The 22,211-nt window shown below is 41.7% G+C and carries 21 protein-coding genes; 7 read left to right on the top strand and 14 right to left on the bottom strand.

The features are described from left to right. Positions 1–63 precede the first annotated feature (63 nt). The 4 genes from L1028_RS17000 to sigK form a co-directional block, all read right to left on the bottom strand. Positions 64–501, bottom strand: a complete 438-nt coding sequence (locus L1028_RS17000) for a hypothetical protein (RefSeq protein WP_234535754.1) — start codon at positions 499–501, stop codon at positions 64–66. A 1,155-nt stretch (positions 502–1,656) separates the two neighbouring features. After that, on the bottom strand, positions 1,657–1,959 hold the full coding sequence (locus L1028_RS16995) for a hypothetical protein (RefSeq protein WP_234535752.1): 303 nt from the start codon (positions 1,957–1,959) through the stop codon (positions 1,657–1,659). Positions 1,960–1,973: 14 nt separating this feature from the next. Beyond that, positions 1,974–2,462, bottom strand: a complete 489-nt coding sequence (locus tag L1028_RS16990) for a polymorphic toxin-type HINT domain-containing protein (protein WP_234535749.1) — start codon at positions 2,460–2,462, stop codon at positions 1,974–1,976. 868 nt (positions 2,463–3,330) lie between these two features. Next, positions 3,331–4,032, bottom strand: coding sequence for an RNA polymerase sporulation sigma factor SigK (gene sigK / locus L1028_RS16985; RefSeq protein ID WP_042125228.1), 702 nt, complete (start codon positions 4,030–4,032; stop codon positions 3,331–3,333). A 481-nt stretch (positions 4,033–4,513) separates the two neighbouring features. Between sigK and nrdI the strand changes: the two genes are divergently transcribed. From nrdI to nrdF, 3 genes are read left to right on the top strand one after another with little or no spacing between them, the layout of a single operon-like run. After that, entirely contained in the window at positions 4,514–4,873 is a 360-nt protein-coding gene (nrdI, locus tag L1028_RS16980) for a class Ib ribonucleoside-diphosphate reductase assembly flavoprotein NrdI (protein WP_042185827.1), read from the top strand. Further along, positions 4,860–6,944 carry a class 1b ribonucleoside-diphosphate reductase subunit alpha gene (gene nrdE / locus L1028_RS16975; protein WP_234535747.1) on the top strand — a complete coding sequence of 695 codons (2,085 nt, stop codon included), beginning with the start codon at positions 4,860–4,862 and terminating at the stop codon, positions 6,942–6,944. Before nrdI ends, nrdE begins: the two co-directional genes overlap by 14 nt. 39 nt (positions 6,945–6,983) lie before the next feature. Further along, positions 6,984–7,943, top strand: coding sequence for a class 1b ribonucleoside-diphosphate reductase subunit beta (gene nrdF / locus L1028_RS16970; protein WP_234535745.1), 960 nt, complete (start codon positions 6,984–6,986; stop codon positions 7,941–7,943). 65 nt (positions 7,944–8,008) lie between these two features. Here nrdF and L1028_RS16965 read toward each other — a convergent pair whose 3' ends face one another. From L1028_RS16965 to L1028_RS16945, 5 genes are all read right to left on the bottom strand, one after another. Then, a complete protein-coding gene (locus L1028_RS16965) occupies positions 8,009–8,368 on the bottom strand; it encodes a hypothetical protein (protein ID WP_234535744.1) in 360 nt (119 codons plus the stop codon). A gap of 341 nt (positions 8,369–8,709) precedes the next feature. Further along, a complete protein-coding gene (locus tag L1028_RS16960) occupies positions 8,710–9,483 on the bottom strand; it encodes an SDR family NAD(P)-dependent oxidoreductase (RefSeq protein ID WP_234535742.1) in 774 nt (257 codons plus the stop codon). A gap of 304 nt (positions 9,484–9,787) precedes the next feature. Further along, on the bottom strand, positions 9,788–10,018 hold the full coding sequence (locus L1028_RS16955) for a hypothetical protein (RefSeq protein ID WP_234535740.1): 231 nt from the start codon (positions 10,016–10,018) through the stop codon (positions 9,788–9,790). A 5-nt stretch (positions 10,019–10,023) separates the two neighbouring features. After that, positions 10,024–11,247, bottom strand: coding sequence for a Ger(x)C family spore germination protein (locus L1028_RS16950; RefSeq protein ID WP_234535738.1), 1,224 nt, complete (start codon positions 11,245–11,247; stop codon positions 10,024–10,026). Next, a complete protein-coding gene (locus L1028_RS16945; protein ID WP_234535736.1) occupies positions 11,244–12,758 on the bottom strand; it encodes a spore germination protein in 1,515 nt (504 codons plus the stop codon). Before L1028_RS16945 ends, L1028_RS16950 begins: the two co-directional genes overlap by 4 nt. Positions 12,759–12,902: 144 nt before the next feature. Here L1028_RS16945 and L1028_RS16940 point away from each other — a divergent pair, with 144 nt between their 5' ends. Next, a complete protein-coding gene (locus L1028_RS16940; RefSeq protein ID WP_234535735.1) occupies positions 12,903–14,006 on the top strand; it encodes a GerAB/ArcD/ProY family transporter in 1,104 nt (367 codons plus the stop codon). A gap of 417 nt (positions 14,007–14,423) precedes the next feature. On the opposite strand, the gene L1028_RS16935 is transcribed toward L1028_RS16940, so the two are convergent. Beyond that, positions 14,424–14,837: a zinc ribbon domain-containing protein gene (locus tag L1028_RS16935; RefSeq protein ID WP_076286297.1), complete on the bottom strand. Its 414-nt coding sequence runs from the start codon at positions 14,835–14,837 to the stop codon at positions 14,424–14,426. A gap of 287 nt (positions 14,838–15,124) precedes the next feature. Here L1028_RS16935 and L1028_RS16930 point away from each other — a divergent pair, with 287 nt between their 5' ends. Together L1028_RS16930 and L1028_RS16925 are read left to right on the top strand one after the other, a co-directional pair. Then, positions 15,125–15,343 carry a PspC domain-containing protein gene (locus L1028_RS16930; RefSeq protein ID WP_042185808.1) on the top strand — a complete coding sequence of 73 codons (219 nt, stop codon included), beginning with the start codon at positions 15,125–15,127 and terminating at the stop codon, positions 15,341–15,343. A 47-nt stretch (positions 15,344–15,390) separates the two neighbouring features. Continuing rightward, the gene (locus L1028_RS16925; RefSeq protein ID WP_234535733.1) at positions 15,391–16,068 is read left to right on the top strand and encodes a PspA/IM30 family protein; all 678 of its coding nucleotides are present in this window, start codon (positions 15,391–15,393) and stop codon (positions 16,066–16,068) included. A 36-nt stretch (positions 16,069–16,104) separates the two neighbouring features. Here the strand turns inward: L1028_RS16925 and L1028_RS16920 are convergent, their stop codons facing one another. Both L1028_RS16920 and L1028_RS16915 read right to left on the bottom strand, forming a co-directional pair. Next, positions 16,105–16,809 carry a DNA alkylation repair protein gene (locus tag L1028_RS16920; RefSeq protein WP_234535731.1) on the bottom strand — a complete coding sequence of 235 codons (705 nt, stop codon included), beginning with the start codon at positions 16,807–16,809 and terminating at the stop codon, positions 16,105–16,107. A gap of 22 nt (positions 16,810–16,831) precedes the next feature. Further along, positions 16,832–17,449 (bottom strand): DNA-3-methyladenine glycosylase family protein, encoded by a 618-nt coding sequence (locus L1028_RS16915; RefSeq protein WP_234535730.1) that lies wholly within the window; start codon positions 17,447–17,449, stop codon positions 16,832–16,834. Positions 17,450–17,692: 243 nt separating this feature from the next. Between L1028_RS16915 and L1028_RS16910 the strand changes: the two genes are divergently transcribed. Next, the gene (locus L1028_RS16910) at positions 17,693–18,331 is read left to right on the top strand and encodes a 3'-5' exonuclease (protein ID WP_234535728.1); all 639 of its coding nucleotides are present in this window, start codon (positions 17,693–17,695) and stop codon (positions 18,329–18,331) included. A gap of 448 nt (positions 18,332–18,779) precedes the next feature. Here L1028_RS16910 and L1028_RS16905 read toward each other — a convergent pair whose 3' ends face one another. Continuing rightward, a complete protein-coding gene (locus L1028_RS16905) occupies positions 18,780–19,736 on the bottom strand; it encodes a 3'-5' exoribonuclease YhaM family protein (protein WP_234535725.1) in 957 nt (318 codons plus the stop codon). 198 nt (positions 19,737–19,934) lie between these two features. Beyond that, positions 19,935–22,196, bottom strand: a complete 2,262-nt coding sequence (locus tag L1028_RS16900) for an FMN-binding protein (protein WP_234535723.1) — start codon at positions 22,194–22,196, stop codon at positions 19,935–19,937. Positions 22,197–22,211: the final 15 nt, after the last annotated feature.

Genomic DNA, 22,211 nt, shown 5'->3' with positions numbered 1-22,211 from the left:
ATTATGCGATTACCCACATTGTTACTCTCTAACTCCCAATGGCTCACTTTTGAATAACTTTTATTATCGGAACTCACATAAATCGAATAGTTCTTTTGGGATGTGCGTAGAGGCGTCCGTATCCCGTAACTCAATTCGATTCACGGCAGCTGTTCTCCCCATATCAAATCCTGTACCTCGATTCTCATCATCCACCCACGCAGTCCCTTGATATCCTAGGTGAGTTAGTCCAGTCTCTGTAGGCTTAGTATCTTTAAGGGTATATCCATAAGTAAAGTTTAGAGATTTTAAATTCTCACTAAAGAGTGTATTTCCATTTTCATCATATGAAAAAAATATATTCTTCTCATCATCTATAGATATTTGGTGAAGTCTACCTGAAATATCATAAGAATAATCATTTTTTTCAGACTCCCCATTAACAAATGAAATATTCGAAAATAATAAAATAAAAATGCATGAATACATAAAACATAATTTCTTTCTATCATTAATGAACATGTTTCTTCGCTCCTCATTAGTACTTAAATTAAGATTTTCACATTTATAAATGAACTTTCAAATAATAAGTCATTTCAATCCGGTACCCTTATATTAGACAACACCTCTTAATCAGAAGAGTACTTTTAATTGCTCAAAATCACTCTAGTTTCCTTGAATTCTGTATTCAAACCTTGATTTCTTTCGGTATCACCAGATTTTTCTTCAACTCATTGATATATTCAAAGGGCGACAGGTCATAGATACTCCATGAATGCGTTGCTGATTATAATTGGTGATTGATGAATTGTGGGTCAATTCTGAGCGTATGAAAGGCTTCTTTTCCGTAAATTCGTTAAATATCTGACGTTTCATTAGGGCTTCTTAAGTGATCTGAACGAGATGTTTAGCTTCGCAGCTTAACCCTAGATGATACGAAATAATGGCTCGATCAAATACATCTAAGATGCACATTATGAAAAAGCATCGCCTTTCACCAGCTATTTCCCACAACTGATAGGAGGCGTTAAGGACGTGGTTATTCGCAAGTCTTCGGGGATGCTAAAGTTTTAGTTCACCGCGCGGATGCAAGACATTCATGCGCTTACACAGTCGAAATACTTTCTTCTTGTTAATCACAAGCTGGTGGCGTTTTTCAAGAGTACAGTCAGTTTGCGGTAGCCATAAGAAGCCCCTTCACCCGCCAAAATCCCCATTAATTATTTACGGATTTCTTCGTCACTCACGGGGTTTCCAGTGGTGGTATAAGAATAACTTGATGCTGGACGATCTACTCGCTTTACTGGGTTCCCTTCAGCCTTATTCGCATGGACATGTAAGTTGATCGTTCGACTTCCATCAAACGAAGCAAGAAGGTAATGCAATGCCCCCCATCAATATATTTATGAGCAATCACTATTTTATCCGTAGGTTTAGTTTTTTTGAAGGCCTTTGAGAATTTCTCTTTCCAGGGCTTGTTCCGCTAATAGCTTCTTCAATTTTTCATTCACATGCTCAAGTTGTTTAAAGTCTTCGGCGGTTGGGATGAAAGAGGTTTGTCTTTTGCTAGCCGCACAAGGGTTAAGTATGTTATTGGTTGAATGATGGGTTAATTCGGCACTGGGTGGGGTAAAAAGAAAGACCTTAAGGATACTCCCCCAAGATCTCAGATAAAGACTAATATGAATCTCGATAGTTACCTGCCATTTTTTTTAATAACTCATGGATTTGGTCAGTATGCCAAATATAGTCTGAGAATTTCAAGTGCAGTTGTAGCAGTATTTCGACAGTTTCATCTACTGACTGCGTGTTACTGTTCTCAAGTTTGGATAAGATATCCCTAAGTTCTATTACCATTTTTCGAAAATCATCAAGATTTGAATCTTGTTCATCTAGTTCTTCCTGAGAGATAACTTTTTCTCTGCAAGAATCGTTCAAACGAGAAAGAATGTTAAATGTCCTCAATAATTCTTCTTGCATATATTCCCTCCACTTTAAGGAATTTTTCGACCTTCTTTTAATGCCGCTTCCGTCTTTTTGGCATTAAATGAACCATCCAAATTTAATACTGCTTTTACCTTGTTACGACTATCAAATACCTCAATGTGGTCATAGTGTAAGGTATCTAAATAATATTGGTCACCTTTCTTCAAATAACCATTACCTGTTTTTCCAGTAACCGTATAAACCGTAGCACCTTTAACAATACTACTTGTTTTTTGTGAGGAATTTTTTAATGAAGAACCAAAATTAAGTTTGAAAAACTCTGACATGTTGTTAGCTTTAAGAATTTCACAGTTATGCACCCAGATACCGAGGTTGGATACAAAGTATGAATTAAAGTCTTCAACCTCAAAGTTGTAAACCGTTGCTTCGCATGGCTCTTTTTCAATCTTATCTATTGCCAGTTTAGAACCATCACTCGAAACAAGCAAGTCGCCAACTTTCAGGTCTTTAACGAACGTCCATCCCTTACCATCCAACCAAAACGGATGCTCACCCGTAACCTCGATGATTTCTTCCCCGATGTGGACATAGTAGATTTTCAACAGATTTATTCGGAAATAGTACTGGGATTGGTGTAAATACTGTGGTTATTAATTAATTTAAGACATAAGCAAAGGGGATGAGTTCAGTACATAACCGAACTCATCCCCAATAAATCATTCTAAAAGAGTCCTCATAGACGTTTCCAACGCCTCCATTGGATGTACTATCCATCACATGTCTGCTTTTCAGATTGATCATGTAATTAACACTCCGCTCCTTTTCTCATTGGTCTAGTGGTATCACTCCTAGGATGTAGTCAACTATGCTACCGTTCGCCTTAGCTTAACATTACACCATCAGAGATGGATAAAATTCTCCACCAGATTTTTCAATAAGTCTATAATCTGATTTTTTATCGTCATAAAAATCTCCTTGAAGTTCATTTCCATAATAATTCAATTAGTAGAATTTTAAAAACTTCATTTAAAGTATTCTTCTGAACACCACTTTATCTTTATTTCTCTACTTTTTTCATGAATTTTTATTAACTGATTTAAAAAAAATTCGTTGAACTATATCTTCAGCTATAAAAAACTGTCTCTTAAAGTAAATTATTTGCTTCTGATATGGACCTTGGTGCTTTTCATTGTTCTCATATACATGTAACAATTGAATATGGAGATCATAAATTTCTTTGTATGTCATAATAACACCCCTCAGCAGTTAAAAAGTTAATTTTCTAAATGTGCTTTTTTTATGTTCATTTAGCCCAACAACTTGCCTTAACAAAAAAGCAACTTCCCTGTTGGTAAGTCGCTTTTAAAACACTCTATAGTAAATCTTTAGTTATTATCTAAGATCCTACCGCTTCGCCTTATAAAACTCATGATACAGCTTCATGAGTGCTCGCTTCTCAATCCGTGACACATAGCTGCGACTGATACCAAGCTCCTTGGCAATCTCCCGCTGCGTTCGTTCCTCACCACCCGTGTCTAATCCAAACCGACCAACGACAACTTCCTTTTCCCGGTCATCCAGAATATCAAGGTTGCGATATATCTTACTCTTCTCGATCTTAAGATCGACTTCTTTAATGACATCATCTGCCTCGGAGCCAAGGATATCGATGAGTGTAATCTCATTACCTTCCTTGTCTGTCCCAATCGGATCGTGCAGAGATACATCTTTACGAGTCTTCTTCAAGGATCTTAGGTGCATCAGGATTTCGTTTTCAATACAACGGGCAGCAAATGTGGCCAGCTTTGTCCCTTTGTTCGGGCGATAGCTCTCAATGGCTTTGATCAGGCCGATCGTTCCGATGGAGATTAAATCCTCCATGTCTTCTCCGGTGTTATCGAATTTTTTTACTATATGGGCGACAAGTCTCAAATTGTGCTCGATAAGCAAATTCCGGGCTTTAGCATCCCCTTCAGCCATCATGCCTAAGTATTTGCTTTCCTCCTGCTCCGAGAGCGGCTGTGGAAATGCGTTGTTCCTTACGTAGGATACCAGCAACGTCAGTTCTTTGATTAGCAACGCGATCGTACTTAAGAATCCAGGCAACTTGGCGACACCTCCCGCACTTGTACAATGAAACCGATCTGTTAGCCTTACGGGTTCATGGTCATCTTATTGTATGTGGGTAGATGCCTAGAAGTGCATGTACGGGGGAAATTGTACAACCCCATTATTAGTCTCACCGCTTTAGCTTCATTAATGATCTCATCCATCTGCTCCCAGTTCTGCTCAACGGAGCGACCCTAGTTTGTCGTGATAAAAAAGATGCAGCAAGATCCAGCATGAAAAACAGTACAGTTGCCTTAGCAAACCGCTCCAGCCTACGTATTTCCGGGATATCAACACTTTAATAGAGCGTTTACTAGACCAGTTTTCAACTAGTTAAGAAGCACTTTTCATGTTGACTTTTCAACATATAGTGATTAAAATAAACAACGCACACTAAATATAGTATGCATATGGTTTTCCAGTATTTATAGCTTATCTATTCAATCTTGACAGTAATATATACAGGGGGAGAGACTCCATGCTAGTCGCATACGATTCAAAAACCGGAAACGTCAAACGCTTCATTGGTAAGCTTAAGCTGCCAGCTGTGCAGATTGAAGAGCATATGACCATTGACGAGCCCTATGTGCTTATTACATATACCACCGGCTTTGGACAGATTCCAGAGAAGGTGTCTACTTTCTTGAAGAACAATTATTCCAATTTGAAAGGCATCGCCGCCAGCGGCAACAAGAACTGGGGCGAGCTGTTCGCGCATAGTGCAGACTTGATAGCAGATCGGTACAATGTACCCGTTATCGGTAAATTTGAGCTATCGGGCACATTTGGTGATGTGGAACGAATTAAACAGGAGGTGAGCCGAGTTGCGGCATATTGAACTAAACAACATGTTGATGAAAAGAGACGAAAGTGGTTTCTTTCAATTGGATAAAGACCTTGAGGCAGTAGCCGAATTTATGCGGGATGTAGAACGGCGGAGCTTGGTTTTTGAGAATACAAAAGCCAAGGTTGATTATATGATTGAACAGGATTTCTACGAAAATTTTTACGAACAGTACAGCTTGGCTGAAATTGAAGAAGTTTACCAAATTACCCATTCTTACAACTTCAGCTTTCCATCCTATATGGCAGCTTCGAAGTTCTATACGGATTACGCTGTAAAAAGCAATGACCGCAAGCAATATCTGGAGCATTATCCGGACCGTGTGGCGGCAGTTGCCCTTCACCTAGGACGCAGCAACGCCGCTACTGCCGGCATGCTTGCTCGTTCGATGATGGAGCAGCGCCTGCAGCCAGCGACTCCTACCTTCTTGAATGCCGGCAAGAGCCGTCGCGGGGAGCTTGTCTCCTGCTTCCTTATCGAAATGGACGACTCGCTTAATTCGATCAACTATGTGCTCAATACCTGCATGCAGCTATCGAAGATCGGCGGTGGCGTGGCTGTCAACCTGTCCAAGCTCCGTTCCCGCGGAGAGACAATCAAAGGTGTCGAGGATGCGGCTAAGGGCATTATACCTGTGCTCAAGCTGATGGAAGACGGCTTCTCCTATGCTGACCAGATGGGTCAACGTAAAGGCTCTGGGGCCGCCTACTACAACATTTTTGGATGGGATGTTCTTGAATTTCTCGACAGTAAGAAGATCAACGCCGACGAAAAAACGAGACTCAAAACCCTGTCCATCGGCCTGATCATTCCGAATCGCTTCTATAAGCTGGCGAAGGACAATGAACCGCTTCATGTATTTGCCCCTTACAGTGTGTACAAGGCTTACGGCACGCATCTTGATGACATGGATTTGGATGAAATGTACGATAAGCTGCTAGCCGATCCACGTGTCAAAAAGAGAAAGGCCATGAGCGCACGGGATATGCTGACCAAAATCGCCATGATCCAGCTGGAATCTGGCTATCCATATATTATGAACAAGAGCAATGCCAACGCGGCCCATGCCCTGAAAAATGTCGGACAGATCAAAATGTCCAACCTCTGCACGGAAATCTTCCAGCTACAGGAGACCTCAGAAATTGCTGACTACGGACAGGAAGATACCATCCGCCGTGATGTAAGCTGCAATCTGGCTTCCTTGAACATTGTCAACGTGATGGAGCATGGCAAAATCCGTGAATCAGTACATGAAGGCATGATTGCCCTGACTGCAGTCAGCGATATGACCAGCATCTCCAATGCCCCAGGCGTAGCCAAAGCTAACAAAGAGATGCACTCCGTCGGTCTCGGCGTCATGAATCTGCATGGCTATCTAGCCAAGAACAAGATCGCTTATGAGAGCGAACAGGCTCGCGATTTTGCCCGGACCTTCTTTATGACCATGAACTACCATTCACTGGAAAAAAGCATGGAGATCGCTGCTGCAACCGGCCGGTCTTTCCATGGATTTGAGGCTTCTGATTATGCTACAGGAGCTTATTTCGAGCGTTACCTGACTACGAATTTCCGCCCTGTAACGCCAAGGGTACAAGAGCTGTTTGGAGATATTTTCATCCCTTCCCCTACGGACTGGGGACAACTTCGGGATGCAGTAAAAGCAAATGGCCTGTACCATGCTTACCGTTTGGCAATTGCGCCAACAGCCAGCATTTCCTATATTCAAAATGCTACTTCAAGCGTTATGCCTATTGTAGAGCAGATTGAGACACGGACTTATGCTAATTCGACGACTTACTATCCGATGCCGTACCTGCGTCCAGACAATGTATTTTTCTATAAATCGGCTTACCAAATGGATCAGTTCAAGGTGATCGATTTGATCGCGGAAATTCAGCCCCATATCGACCAGGGCATCTCGACCGTTCTGCATGTGAACAGTGATGTCTCAACCAGAGAACTGGCCCGCTCCTATCTGTACGCGGCGCATAAAGGTCTGAAGTCGCTGTATTACACCCGGACCAAAAAGCTGTCCGTTGAGGAATGCCTCACCTGCTCGATCTAACTGGAAGGCTATAGCCGCAGAAAAGGAGATTGCCATATTATGACCGCTATCCAAGCCGTTAACTGGAACCGTCCCGACGACGATTTCTCATTGATGTTCTGGAATCAGAACATTATGCAATTCTGGACGGACGATGAAATTCCATTATCCGATGATAAAATGTCCTGGCTCACACTTAGTGAGCAAGAAAAGGACTCCTATATGAAGGTGCTCGGCGGACTCACGCTGCTGGATACGATTCAAGGCGGAGTAGGTATGCCGCAGATTATGGAGCATGTCGAAGGCCTTCAGCGCAAGGCTGTGCTTGGCTTTATGGGTATGATGGAACAGATTCACGCCAAATCGTACAGCAGCATTTTCACCACTTTGTCCTCCACGGAGGAAATTGACAGTGTATTCCGCTGGGTAGAAGAGAATCCATACCTGCAGTTCAAGGCAGAGACCATATCGCAATATTACAAAAAAATAGACTCACCCAAAGACCTGTACCTCGCCATGGCAGCCTCAGTGCTGCTCGAGAGCTACTTGTTCTACAGTGGCTTCTTCTACCCGCTTTATCTAGCTGGCCAAGGCAAAATGACCTGTAGCGGTGAGATCATCGACCTTATTCTACGGGATGAGAGCATCCATGGCGTATATGTCGGTGTACTGGCGCAGGAGATCTTTGACGGGCTACCAGATGACGAGCAGCGTGAGCTGCACCAGAAGCTGATAGACCTCCTTAGACTGCTCCATGAGAATGAAGAACGTTATACCGAGCAGATCTACGCTCCCATCGGACTGGTGGACGAGGTCAAGACATTCCTTAGATACAATGCTAACAAAGCCATGATGAATCTGGGCCACGATCCGCTATTCGGCGAGGAAGAGATCAACCCGATTGTTCAGAATGGCATCAGTACCCACACCAAGCAGCATGATTTCTTCTCGAAAAAAGGTAACGGATACGTCCGGGCGCTTAACGTGGAGCCGCTGAAGGATGAAGACTTTCAATTTTAAATATAGATAAAGCAAAAAAGTGCGGAGAAAATTCTCCGCACTTTTTGCTAACTCTATTTATTAGATTATTGCAATTTTTTCAGTACTGTTCTAGCTTCTTCATAGGTATCGTAAGCATCTGCAAAATCTCTGCCAAAAATACGTTTCAATTGCATCTTCCAAATTGGATTTTTAGTTACATAAGCCCATCCTGCTTGACCAGCTTCACTCGCCATCGCACCTGTAGGGGCTAGCATAGCTGCAACCTCAGGAGAAAGTACACTTTTAGATTCAGTTACATCAGTTGTTCCTGTAAATTTAGGTTTAACAAGCTTCATGATATTTTCGAAATCTTTCAGGTATCCTGGAACATCTTCAGCTGAAAAATCAATAGATACTACATCGATATGGTTCTCATTTTGGTTGTACTTAATAGTGTATGACATAATTATTTTTCCTCCAAGTTTTAAAAGAAATTTTAATAAATATTTTTAACACAACTTCATGCTTCGCTTAATTACAACACCCTTTCTAATATATCTAACCTAATACATATTACCTATATTATTATCGACAAATTTCTTTTTTTGTTTATATTAAAATACAAATTTCTACATATTCCAACATATTAATCGATCTTTAGACACAAAAAACCCCTGTGTGCGCCTTCCGATTCATGTCCATTCATCCATAAAGGATTCTCAAATCGAAAAATGCACCAAAGACTTTCGCACTAAATATATATATATTTAATAATATGAGTAAATTATATTTAATTCATCCAAAATTACTTTGTTGCGGAATAGCCCCCGTCAATCACATGTGCTGTACCTGTAATAAACGAAGCCTCATCACTTAGTAGGAAGCATGCAAACGCAGCTACTTCCTCAGGCGTACCATATCTACCCAGAGCCGTTCCAGAAGCGATAAGAGATTGAAGCATCTCTACATCATCAGACAACAGCTTTTCATATCTGTTCATAGTTGGTGTAGGGATAGGTCCTGGGCAAAGGGCATTTACTCTAATATTACGGTGACCCACTTCTTTGGCAACCGATTTAGTCATCCCCACAATAGCATGTTTACTTGCTGAATAGGCTGCATCATTTGCCATCCCAATAAAAATACCATGCAATGAAGAACAGTTTAGTACGGACGATCCAGATTTCATATGAGGTAATGCATAATGCAACATGTAGAATTGGCCATTAAGATTTGTCTGAATCACCTTTTGAAACAATATCGGATCATATTCTGTAACATCCGCATTATCTCCTGTAATTGCTGAGTTATTATAAAGGCAATCAATTTTTCCATAGGCGGCTAATGTTTGATCTACGATATTTTTGCAGTCTGCTTCAACTGAAACATCTGACCGCACAAACATAGCTTCTCCACCTAAAGCTTTGATTTCTTCGACTGTGTTAGCGCCAGCATTTGATCGATTGGCAACTACTACAGTACCACCCTCTCTTGCTACTCTCAATGCTGTAGCTTTTCCGATTCCGGTACCAGCACCCGTAATAATAACTACTTTGTTTTCAAATCTGTTGCTACTCATTATGCGCACCACTTTCATATGTCTTTTTCAGGAAGAGGATTTGAACCTCATAGACCCTAATGTCACCTGATACAATGTCGATTGGAACATTTTTGCAGAAAAATCGACAAAATTATCCTCTATATGACAACTTTATTGTATTTAATTGTATATAGCAATGAATATTTTAATCTACTTTTACAACAATTGAGAATTTGGTTTTGATCGTCATAAAAAAAACACCCCTTAGAATTTCATCAGATAAACCAGAAGTTTGATCCAATGCTTATTCTAAGGGGTTTGATAATTTGTAAATCCGTCATTGTTAATGAAACCATACTCCAAATAAATTATTTATTGGCTTATAGATAAGAATAATCAGAAACAGCGGACTGGGGATGTTCAATTTTAACAACGCGCATACGGTCGCGCCAAGTCCCAAAATCCAAAATATAAAATATACGCTAAGATCACGTACTCGGCGCTTTCGCATTAATTTAGGCAAATCAAGTGCCATACAACCTACAGCAAGCACCAAAAAAAACAATAACACCATTTGACTCACTCCTTGATTTTTTCAAGAAAAGAATTATCTGTTAGACCTACGCGGTTAATAACTACTGAGGCACTATAATGGATGGGCAATGATTTAAGGTAATCGTCGCCTTTTTTTTGCTGTAGCTTTGCCCAAGCTTTAGGACTGGCATGGTAGATCGATTGTCCAAATCCCATAATATCAATATTGAAGCGATTAGTTACTTGCTCCACAGTGTTTTGCATCCGCTCTATAATCCGTTTCTCTGTCTCCTTTTCCAAACGTTTTATGGTGCTTTCCGATTCCAAATTCTCAGTACTTTGCACTTCTTCAATATTGCAAAGCGCCTTAACATTAAGGTAAATATGAGGCTCCCCATCAATAATTTTCACTTTGCGTTTGGTTGAAGATTTAATCGATTCAATAACAATGGGCTTTCCGTCTTTCCCTGCTATCGGGCCAGAATGTGAGGTTACCTTATCGTTGATATAATTGTAACCAATCGTTTCACCCTCGTTTAGCCAACCGATCAGTTTGTCTTTTCTGAACACAGCGACAGTATGGTATTCCAATCTTGCCTTAGGCATTGTTCGCTCTACATTGCTTTTATCCTCTCCCTCTTTGGGATCTCCCATAATTTTCACTCCGGTTAGTACAGGATGTTCACCTTCAGACAATAAATTTTCAATAAAATCATCCAGCGTGACAGCGACTGTTTTTGCTGAATCTTTATAAGAATTATCTAGGGAACTAAATAATTTGTTCGCTGGTAATTTATCCATAGGTGTAAGGACATTCAAGACATCGCTGGCGGTTGCATCTCTGGCAACCATAACGTAGAAATCCATACGCGGTTCCCGACTTCTTTTAAATACGTCCAGTATCTCGCCCACTCCGGAGCGGGCAAGTTCCTCCCCAATAACCAACACCCGGATATGACCAAGATAACTCGTCCTGGAACTATCCAGATTCAACTTACGTTGTGCATCATAAAACGTAGGTACCGTAAATTTATAAACAACCACTGGAACTCCAGTGCCTCCCCCTCCTCCAGTCGATTGTGAGGAGATCGCAGATGGAATAACGACCTGCATCGAAACTGTATAACCAGTCTCCGCCTTGTCGATCCCTATCCCCAGGACAAAGGCTACCTCATTCAGCTCCTTTCTTTCCCAACAGCCACTTAGCACTAACGTAAATTGGAGAGCTATCATCAATCGGAGAACGCCTCTAATTATTTTTTTATTCATTTTGTTGATTCCTCATCACTGGATGTGCTTTGACGAAACAGGTTCTGTGTCTTGTTCTCAGCAGGTCTTGTCTTTAAAAAAGGCCACGGAAAGCGAAAAATAGAGTCTTTTAAGTCTTTTGAATTATAAGGTCCGAGCGGACTCATGTAAGGCATTCCGAAAGAATGCAAACTCGACAAATGCAGTACGACGATAAAAATACCGAATAGAATTCCATATAATCCGATAAATCCAGCCAAAGCTATAAGTACAAACCGGATCATCCGCGCAGCTATAGACATTCCTGTCTCGGGAATAACAAAACTAGAAATGGCTGTAAGCGATACAATAATGACCATTGCAGATGAAATAAAACCCGCTGCAACCGCTGCTTGCCCAATCACCAACGTTCCGACAATGGAAATCGCCTGTCCAATATTTTTAGGTATCCGTACCCCGGCCTCCCGCAAAATCTCATACGTCATTTCCATGATCAGCGCCTCGACAAAAGCAGGAAAAGGAACACTCTCCCGCTGGGCAGCTAAACTGATTACAAGATTGGTCGGTATCATCTCCTGATGATAAGTAGTAATCGCAACATACAATGAAGGTGCAAGCAAAGTAATAAAAAACGAAATAAAACGAACTAATCTCAGCAATGTTCCAATATCGGCCCTTTGGTAATAATCCTCAGCAGACTGAAAAAATGCCACAAAAAATGTGGGTACCAACAGTACAAAAGGTGTTCCATCAACAAGAATGGCCACTTTCCCCTCCAAAATACCGGCTGCAATCGTATCCGGACGGTCACTGTTGTAAACGGTAGGAAAAGGTGTAAATACTGTCTCTTGAATAAATTCTTCAATATACCCACTTTCGAGAATACTGTCCGTATCAATTTTATTCAGACGGCGTTTAACTTCTTCCACCAAATCCTTATTCGCGATGTTGTTTAGATACATAATGGATACGCTAGTTTGAGTCACCCTTCCGATCTGAACGGTTTCCAGCCATAAATGGCTATCTTTGATTTTCCGTCGAACCAGTGCCGTATTCGTCCGCAAATTCTCAGTGAATCCTTCCATCGGACCACGTACAACCGATTGGGAACTGGGCTCCCCTACATTGCGATCTTCCCAGCCAGGTAAACCGATCCGGAGAGTGGTGGATGTCCCATCGAGCAGCAGCATTACACTACCGGACAACAATTCGTGTACAAATTGGCTGTAATCAACGATGACGGTTAGATCACCGGCTATTAATATCTGTTTCTTAATGATCTCAATCTTCTGCTCGGGCTCAAGCTTTCCCAGCTGATCATAAGGAATATGTTCCTGCAAAGAATACAAAATTGAATTATGCAGCACCTGAGTATCTACAAGACCATCTATGTAAATCAAAGAAATATGAGTATTTTCTTCTATCTGCAACTCTTTTATCACTACATCAGAACTTCCGCCCAGCAATCCGTTCAACTGATCAATATTGGTTTTCAATCGGTTTGATAGTGCACCCGTCTCTGAACTCTTCATGATGTAGCCTCCACTTCACCTAGATTCATAAGTATAGTTTGATGTTAATTTTGATAATTATTCCTTTCTGATTAAAATTCAGAATGGCATAATTCTGGTAACTACAACCATACTAGAACTAGTCCAATAAATTTGAGGGGGTATATGAGTTTGGAGAAAAATCAAATTAGTACCAATCAAATGATTATACTTGGGCTATTCACATTTATTGGGGATATGGCACTTGTATATCCAGCGTTAATGGTAGCAGGAGCGAAACAAGATGCATGGATTGCTGCTTTGATTAGTATTCCCTTAGGCCTAGCGACGATAAAACTGTTGCTCTGCTTAGCAGACATTGAACCAAACAAGAATATTATCGAGCTTAGCCTACAGATTTTAGGAAAATGGGCCGGAACTGCTGTAGCCTTGTTCTATCTAGTGTTCTTCCTGATTGCCGCCGCCACTTACATAAGAGAAATTGAAGATTTCATGTGTACACAGATTTACGAGAAAACACCCGGTGGAGTTATCCGTTTCATGGCCATTTTCCTAGTGGTATATGGCGTACGACTGGGTCTGGAAACATTGGGACGGGCAGCTCAGCTTTTTTTCCCTTTATTTGCAGTTTTTTTGATCGGTCTGCTGCTTCTGCTAACACCCGATGTCAGAATGGAACGTTTATACCCCATCATGAACACACCCGTACCGGACATGCTCCATACTTTGATGTATGGCGTTTTTTATCCTTTTGGTGAATTGTGCGTGTTTCTTATGGTATATCCTTATGCTCAGAAGAATAGCAAAACAAGCCGGGATATTTTCATAGCCTTGATCATCGGGGCTCTGGGACTTAACCTCATCTTATTTTTCTCCCTTACCGTTCTTGGTGTTTACGCTTCTGAACATCAATTTTATGCGGCATATATTCTTGCTCAAAAAATTAATATCGCTAATTCTCTACAACGTATTGAAGCGCTTATGGCTACAACATGGATTATCAGCACGTACTTCAAAACAGCCATTTATTACTTTGCCTTAACATTAGGTACAGCCCAATTATTTAAACTCAAAAGCCACCGTCCTCTGATCCTACCCGCTGGATTTTTGTTATTTGGTATGTCACAACTGATTGCCAAAGACATTATTTTTTATGTAAAGGAAATCCCCACCTACTGGGTAGATTGGGATTTCACCTGTGCATTTGTTCTGCCGCTTATGTTGCTAATTGTGTATTATTTAAAGAAACGTCATGCTGCCAAAGTTTAAACGACCTCCCTCCGAAAACTATACATCTAAGGAGCCAGTTGTAACTACGGAGAATATTTGGATTCCGGCCGCTGTGAGCGGATGAAATCCGGAGACAAAGGCGATCGCTATCGCTCCTACAGTTTCAAATTCCCCCTTCGCTACTCTCCTCTAATGTTATTTTTAAGATCAAGCTATATAAGAAATACCAAGCGTTTTTGGCGGTCAATGATCACTTCATTTCCTATTTGTAATGCCCCTTTGTGAATACCCAGAGCAAGAGGAAATACAAAAAAAAAGGCGAACTCTCACTCGGAATAGAATGAGAATTCGCCTTATCTATTTAGCTGAAATTTAGAAACTTGTGAAGTACACGTTTTTCATTCGCATCCAACTAAGCTGTCCTTTTGTTCAACAATCTCTTGTATGCTTGCAGATTTATTCCTTCTTATCCAATGTAATCGACGATGGTGTTACATCACGAATTGGCTCTTGAGCCACTTCAAAAGTTGATCCGCAACTCGGACAAAAGCGAGCCTCGATTGCCACATTGCCACCGCATGCTTTACACTGCTTCACATCGGACAACCCCGCAATTTGCTGCAGATTGACCTCGATCTCCGATTTCAGTTCAAGAATACGGGAAATATTCTTCTCGATCTGCTCACTCGGCAGTGGTCCTGCTCCTTGTGTTACAGCTTCAAACAACAGTTTACCCATTACCTGATACTGCTGGTCAATGTCATTCTGCTTGCTGTTGTTCTGTAATTTCAAACGATTGATCTCCACCACTGTCTTTGCTTTATTCCCAGCCTCACTCACGCCTGCCTTTACCTTGTTAAAAAAGCTCATATTCAGCCCCCTATTCCGTAGTAGTCATATATAAGCATATTTCGACACCACCACAAGTATTCCTCTCTTTATTGTACCTAACTTCAACCGCGATTTATAGTTCATCCACAATCATGAACTTATTTCCCCCGCCTTCCTGCGGGAACGAACCTCGACTCAGGTCTGGTATATAAAACCGCCTTCAGGCCGTTTTGCCGCATTCAGAAAGGTTATACAATGAGTACATAAGCAAGCGGGTTGCAAGATTTAAACACAATCACCCCCATAAGAGAGGATGACAATAATAAATGAAAAAATTATATCGTTCCAGAAGTGACCAAAAGATTAGTGGTGTATGCGGAGGTCTTGCCAGTTGGTCAGGCATCGATGCCACAATTCTCCGTCTCGTAACGGTTGCTGCAGCACTTTTCAGCTTCGGTACCGTACTTATCTTTTACTTTATCGCCAGCATCATCGTCCCTAAAGAACCTTTTGGCAGCTTTTCGGATGGACATGATTTCTATTAACAGATCGTCCTTTCATACCAATCAAACATACTAAGGAGAGATATAACATGAGTTTATTCAAAAGAATTTCCACCCTTACTAAAGCTGCACTACACGAAGGTCTGAACAAATTAGAAAACCCAGTGCTACTGACGGGTCAGTATCTACGCGATCTTGAGAACGAAATAGCTACGGCAGAACGCAATGAGCGTGATTTAAAAGTTACAGCGAGTGTATTGGAACGCCGCAAGCAAGAATATACTCAGCTGATAGAGCAAAGCGAAGCTGAAGCCGTTCAGGCAGTTGAGCAAGGAAATGAAGAAAGAGCACGCCTTGCACTCATGGCCAAGCTGCGGTATACAGAACAGCTGAATGAGAGTATCAATAGTCAGGCACAAACTCAGCAATCCCTCGCAGAACTGGAGATCAATATCGCTAGAGCTAAAGAAGAGCGCGAGCATCTTAAAGCGAAAAGAACTGAACTTATCGCTCGTGCTCAGCAAGCTACAGAAACACTAAGCTCGGCTCCTCATAGCAACAGTGTAAAAGGACCGAATGTGGGTACCGCTTCACGTGGCTTCGAACGAATGGAAGAGAAGATTTTCGAGTGGGAAGCTTTGGCCGAAAACTCCAAGTATAAATCCAACTCAAGCGCAGGCTCTTCCATTGATCCCAACCTTCGTAGTGCTGTTGATGATGAAATTGAACGTATCCGCAATCGGAAAATCAATACCGACAAAAAATAAATATAATAACAGGTCCCTTATATCTCAGCTACTGAGCTATATAAGGGACATGTTTTTTCTATTCCTCTTCATCCCGCGAATCATTTTTTTCGATTCCGGATCTACACGGTAAGATTCTGTGATTTTCTGCAAAGCCTTGTTATAGGTGAAATCATCTAAAGTGTTAGTTCTCAAATAATCTATCGTAACCGCAGGCAGCTTCACATAACACATCGATAGAGCCCAAGAAACCGCCATTTTCACATAATACCCCTCATGTCTGACCTTATCGAGTAGTTGTAGAATTCGGTTGATGTACGCTTCTTCAATAAAGAAATTAAGCATCATTACTACCGCAAATCGAATCTCATATTCTTTGTCAGATAACAGATATGGCACTATAAATTCCCACATCTGCTTTTTATTCTTCAAGGTAAACTTCAACCCTGTGCAAAAGCTATCACATACCGACCAGTTATCGATTTTAGGAATAAAGTCCGCAATATAATGCAGAATTTCTTCAGGATCTGTCTTCACATAACCAAGTACCATACCTTGCAGCATTACTTCTTCAAAATAATCAGAGTCGGCGTGTTCCAAATAGGCTCTCCAGTCACCCTTTGCAATGGTTTTGGCGAGTTTACGCAGCTCCGGTAGTCTGACTCCTATCACATTATCGATCGTCGGAAGTAAAGCCGCAGAAAACTTCTGGTAGTCCGCATCTGCCAACTCCACTAGCTGTTCCTTTATTGTTTTGTCCACTATAGTGCTCCCTACGTATTAATTATTGAAATGAAATCTCCCATAAATATATGGAAGCTACCGAACCGAGTGGTGAGTACCTGAGACGGTATTGTTCGAATTGCTCTTTGTTAAGCGTATCAAGCCCATACAGCTTCATCATGCCGCGACGAATGGCGATATCTCCCCAACTAACTACATCTGGGCGCTCCATACAATTGATTAGCATCATCTCTGCTGTCCACTTACCGATGCCTTTTAACTTCATGAGTCTTTGAATAACCTCTTGATCGGACAATCCATATAATTCCTCCAGCTTAAAATCATCCTGCGCGACCAGATTGGAAATGTCATGAATGCAAACCGCTTTTTTCATCGTCATACCGCAACCCTGAATCTCATCCGCTGTGTGTATAGCCAGCTGCTGTGGAGTTATTTCTCCGAATCTAGCCTGCATTCTTGTCCAGATGGTTCGAACTGCTTTGACTGATATTAGCTGACCCACTATAGCATAGATAAGCGCAGTGAAAAGATCCGGAATAATTATACGTTCCACCTTCCCCATTCGCGCCATCGCCGCACCTAGCACTGGGTCCATACTTCCGAGGTAATCGATTTCTGCTTGCCCATATTCAAAAAATTTAGTGATTACAGCTCCCAAAGTATTTCCTCCCGTATCTGAGCTTAACAATAATATACAACATCTATTTTGCAGTGTACGGATTCTTGAATAGGATAGCAAGATAACAAAACTTGAAAAAGCCACAACATTTCTACTCGGGTAGATGGTTATGGCGGGAATTCATATTTTTACTCAACTACTATTTGAAACTGGTACTAGATTGTATTTATCATTTTACTACTTTAATATAAATGTATATATGATAGATGAGGAGCTTTACGAATGGACTTTATAGCAATTGACTTTGAAACGGCGAATTCCAGTCGATCCAGCGCCTGTGCTTTGGGACTTGTGGAAGTTAAAGATGGCGTAATCACTGCAGAACATTCTTGGCTGATCGATCCCAAGCAGCGGTTTGACGGCATGAACATTTCGATACATGGCATCACCCCCTCCATGGTAATCGGACAGCCTACTTTCCACGAATTATGGCCCACCGTTGAACCTTTACTGCACGGACGAATCATTGTAGCGCATAATGCCGCTTTTGATATGAGTGTACTGCGGTATTGCCTCGATGGAATGTCTTTAAACTATCCTAGCTTTCAATACTTATGTACATATTTATTAGGCAAAAAAATGCTGCCCCATCTTCCTTCTCATAAGCTTAACGTAGTCTCAGAGCATTTCGGTATTGAGCTGAAGCACCATGACGCTCTCGATGACGCGCGCGCAGCAGCCTCGGTACTATTAAGGCTTATGGAGCAAGAATCACACCGTGATCCGCTTTTGCTCTCTAGCAGCCAAGGATATACTAGCGGAACTATATTTGCTGGTGGATACACTCCTTTTTCTGCTCGTAAGAGTAAACCTGCTAAGAAACCTGTGAACAATCAAAGAACGAACAACCTCTATATATAATAACTAGATCATTATTCAGCAAAAACACCCAACCGGCTCATTACAGCTGGTTGGGTGTTTGGTTTTACAGGGAGGAGTTATTTTCTCTTCTGCAAAGGTCAATTGGAGCAAGACATCTCTGTAATGAATACAGGAATACAGTAGCTTACCAGGATATTCATTCACTGCGAAGAAATCTAGCCTCGAGTGTTGCACTATAGGGAAATTCCCCCTGTAATTCTTCATTTAAGCTCTATACGACAGAGTTATAGGGAATTTACCCCTATATTTCTTATGGTTTAGGTGTAATTGATGCATTCCATATGAATTACAGGGAGGAATTCCGTATAATGTCTTCAAATAGATCCTTTACGAGCTAATTACAGGGAGGAATTCCGTTTATTCTATCAGCGATCAGCGATTGTCCAATCGGTTCATCTAGATCACAAACCAAGATCTAAACAACACGCTAGATCTTCAACCGATAAACTGCTTTATTCTCCAGTCCTCTAATGAATGGCGTCCATTCTTCCGTTTCTGGTGTGGTGTCCAGAGCATCCTCCACCATTTGCAGCTTCGCATCCATCGCGTCAATATGATGCAGCGCTACGGCCTCAGCTGTTTGCGGCTGAACAGGACTGCCCCATTCGCCCAGGTTATGGTGTGATAATACGAGATGCTGTAATGCCAGAACCTTCTCCGAATTCAAATCAATGTCTAAGCGGATGGCAGCTTCCGTAATCCAGTTAGATGCCATCGAGATATGACCAATCAACTTACCCTGAACGCTATATTCTGAGACAATTCCGAGCTGAGAGACCATCTCTTCCGGCTTCGCGATATCATGCAGAATAATTCCAGCCTTCATTAAATCTGGATTCAGGAACGGACGCTGCTTGCACAGAAAATCCCCGATCTCCAGCATGCGAACCATATGATAAGCAAGTCCGGCAAAATAAGCATGGTGATGCGTTTTGGCAGCCGGATAATGCATCAATTTCTCTTCCACTTTGCTTACACAAAAGGAGACAATCGAAGCAATCTCCGGATCTGTGATGCTTGCCATAACCCCTTTAATCGTATGAATAAGGTCTACTGGACGAATAGGAGCGGAGCGAATGAAATCCGTTAGCGCAACGCCATCCTCATCGTTCACCAATCTGATTTTGGTAACTTTGATTTGCAATTTCTCACGATAAGTGTGCGCAATCCCGCGAACCTTCACCAGTGCCATAGGAAAAAAAGTTTCTTTATCGGTTGTGCTGACATCCCAATATTTCGCGGACAATTGTCCACTGGAATCCCCCAAGACTAGGTCGAAATAATCCTTTGGAGGAGTACCGTTCGTTTGTTTGATCGCTAGCTCTCTTAAGAGATAAAAGCCAACAAATTCATCCTGTGGAGCGAGCTGTTTAATTTGTGTCATGTTGAAGCCTCCTATTAATAACAGGCTTTGTACCTGCTCTCTATATTAAACTTTAGACACTCACGTCCAAAATCCCTTTAAATCACTATACGATCTATTTTCATTTTTATGTACAGGTAGATAAAGGAGGTTACTCCACAGCCATAATATGGCTCTAGAATAACCCCCTTTATAGATTAACTATTGATTAAAAATTGCTTATTTACCAGCGGATTCAAGCGCTGATTTAATAGCTTCTACCACTTTAGCAGATACTTCTTTCTCAGCATCATTATTTCCGAAGGCTGCTGCGCGATATCCATACTTGTGTAAGCTATAGCCCGTTGAAGTCGACTCAATCTCGCTCTTCACAGCCAGCTCAGCGTCAGTCAACTGGTTGAGCGTTCTTGTACTTCCGTTTTTATCCAAATAGTACACGAGCATTTTAACAGGAACTCCATGTTCTACATACGTCATAACATTTACAAGCTTATCCGCACTTACACCAATGAAGATTCCATCGAAGTAAGCCGCTTTGTTAGCTTCAACAATTTCAGCTTTCCCGTAAGCTCTATCCACCGCAGTTTTGAGAGCTACACTACTACTAGTTGCACCTGAAACAGCGTCTACATCTTGCACAGCTTCTCGAGTACCTGCTGCAAGGAAGCTAGAAGTCAATTGCGGAATTGCTTTTACCACCTCTGGGTAAGCAGCTTTGCCTCTATCAACAAGATTCATTCCTACACGATACAAAGCAACATTTACGATCTTACCGTTACGTAGTGTAACGTCTGCTCTGTTTGTTCCTTTATCATAGGCATCACCAAATGCAATGAAGGTTCCGTCTTTATAGGTTCCTTGAACTTTGGATGCGTTAGTCAAAGCATCAGTCAGTGCAGCTTTGGCAGCTGCAGATAGTTCTTCTTGACCTGTGATATCGGACATTTGCACACCTTTTTCAAGTAATCCTGAAGTAAGTGTACCCACCAGCGATTTTTGTTCTGCACTTAGTTTGTCATCAGCGATCAGCTTGCCGTCAGCACCGAACAAGCTTAATTTGATGTTTGTAACTGCATCAGAAGCAACATCAACAAGCAGTAATACTTTAGATTGGTTATCTACACCTGCGAATTTTCCGTCAAAATATTTAACTTCACCAGGAACTTTCAGTGCTTTTTCGAAAGCTCTTTCTACAGCTTGGTTCCAACCGTGACTGCTTTCTGTAGCGCCAGAAATTCCATCTACTTTCTCATCATAGTTAGCGAAGTAAGATCCATTAGCAAGCAACTTAGCTGTCATCGGAGCATTAGCTTTTACAACTTCTGCATAAGCCGTTGCACCTCTGTCAATTAGGTTGTTCCCAAGTCTGAACAGCTTCACATCCACTAGCTTGCCGTTGCGGATCACGATGTCAGCTCTTTCAACACCAACACTTCTTGCAGTCCCATAAGAGGAATAGAATCCGTCTACATAAGCAGAAGTATTGTTAATCTTTGCATTCTGCTCAGCATCCCAGAAAGCATTAGTCGCAGCCTTAAAGTCTGCTTCTAGTCCTGCAACTGGCTGTGCAGCTGTTCCTTTAGCCAGCAATGCTGGCGTTATAGCTGCAACTGCTGCGGATTGCTCAGCTGTGTAGGCCTTCTCATCCACGAAATCACCAGCATTGTTCAGCGGATACACCTTAACATCTGTGAGCTTATTGGATTCGTAGGTTGCAAATACTGCATATTTCCCTGTAGGATCTATGCCCATATGAACACCATCAAAGTAAACTGCATCTGTATCTTTCACTGTTAGAGCTCTTTCAAACGCTCTGTCTACAGACAATTTCCATCCATTACTAGAGCGTGTTGCTCCCGAAACAGCATCTACTACAGCTGCTCCATCTCTTGTCTTGCCAATCAATTTATTCTTCATCAATCCATAAGCTTGCCATAAAGCGCTATAATTGTTACGAGCATCTCTATCGATCAGCTTAGGGCTGGTTCTCAAGAGATCGATGCTAGTAATTTTTCCATCTTTAATTTCGATCTTAGCACCTTCGGTACCTTTGGAGTAAGCATCGCCATAAGCTACGTAAACCCCATCTTGATATACATTTTCCTTAACTGTAACCGGCAATGTTGTAGGCACAGGCTTAACAGTCGCTGCTGGAACTACAGTAGCCGCTGGAGCAGCGGTTGCTTTTGGCGTAGTAGCTGGTTTTGTCGTTGCTGCTGGTGCCGCGGTTGCCTTTGGTGTTGCTACTGGTTTTACCGTTGCTTTCGGTGTTGCTACTGGTTTTGCTGTTGCTTTTGGTGTTGCGACTGGTTTTGCTGTTGCTGCTGGTTTTGCTGTTGGTTTGGCTGCTGGTGCATCCGCTTCTTCAGAAGCTGCGGATACTGCATCCACCTTCAAGTTCAAAGCAGGCACATTAAGTGTGTAAGCAAATGGCGCTAACAATATTGCCGCGCTAACCGTTAAAGAAATTAGTTTTTTCAATAAAATTCTCCTTTA

Origin of the sequence: Paenibacillus pseudetheri, from assembly GCF_924513355.1 — a bacterium.
In the GTDB taxonomy this organism is placed as follows: domain Bacteria; phylum Bacillota; class Bacilli; order Paenibacillales; family Paenibacillaceae; genus Paenibacillus_AQ; species Paenibacillus_AQ pseudetheri.
The sequence above is the reverse complement of the archived record's forward strand: the minus strand, read 5'-3'. Positions and strand labels throughout refer to the sequence as shown.